The 1,149-nt window shown below is 50.2% G+C and carries 1 protein-coding gene; it reads right to left on the bottom strand.

Translation table 11 applies throughout. The annotated features are described in order from the left end of the window. Positions 1 to 6: 6 nt before the first annotated feature. The coding region (tuf, locus tag ACFODX_RS16085) for an elongation factor Tu (RefSeq protein WP_378121039.1) at positions 7 to 1,149 on the bottom strand (1,143 nt) is incomplete at its 5' end.

Below are 1,149 nucleotides of genomic sequence, written 5' to 3' on the forward strand. Positions count from 1 at the left end.
CTTCAATTACTGAATGATTTTGGCAACTACACCAGCACCAACAGTACGACCACCTTCACGGATAGCAAAACGCAGGCCGTCTTCCATCGCGATTGGGTGAATCAAGGTAACAACCATTTTGATGTTGTCGCCTGGCATTACCATTTCTACACCTTCCGGCAACTCTACTGCACCAGTTACGTCAGTAGTACGGAAGTAGAACTGTGGACGGTAGCCCTTGAAGAATGGAGTGTGACGACCACCTTCCTCTTTAGACAATACGTACACTTCTGATTCAAACTTGGTGTGTGGAGTCACTGAACCTGGCTTACACAGAACTTGACCACGCTCAACGTCATCACGCTTGGTACCACGCAACAGAACACCTACGTTCTCACCAGCACGACCTTCGTCGAGCAACTTGCGGAACATTTCGACACCGGTACAGGTGGTTTTAGTGGTTTCACGCAGACCAACGATTGCGATCTCTTCACCCACTTTCACAATACCGCGCTCAACACGACCAGTTACCACAGTACCGCGACCAGAGATAGAGAATACATCTTCTACTGGCATCAGGAATGGCTGATCAATTGCACGCACTGGCTCAGGAATGTAGCTGTCCAGAGATTCAACCAATTTACGTACCGCAGAGGTACCCAAACCGTTTTCATCTTCGCCGTTCAACGCCATCAACGCAGAACCAGCAATAATTGGGGTGTCATCGCCCGGGAAGTCATAGGTAGACAGCAGCTCACGCAGCTCCATTTCCACCAATTCCAGCATTTCGTTGTACTCTTCAGTACCCACACCACCACAGTCTTCTGCCAACAAGTCAGCCTTGTTCAGGAACACTACGATGTAAGGAACACCTACCTGACGAGACAGCAGGATGTGTTCACGAGTTTGTGGCATTGGGCCATCAGTTGCACCACACACCAGAATTGCACCATCCATCTGGGCAGCACCGGTAATCATGTTCTTCACATAGTCGGCGTGGCCTGGACAGTCAACGTGCGCATAGTGGCGAGTTGGCGAGTCATATTCCACGTGAGAGGTATTAATGGTAATACCGCGCGCCTTTTCTTCAGGTGCGTTATCGATACCATCATAACCAACAAACGCACCACCCCAGCTTTCTGCGCAAACGCGAGTCAGCGCTGCAGTCAG

Origin of the sequence: Cellvibrio fontiphilus (assembly GCF_042646205.1) — a bacterium.
GTDB lineage: Bacteria > Pseudomonadota > Gammaproteobacteria > Pseudomonadales > Cellvibrionaceae > Cellvibrio > Cellvibrio fontiphilus_A.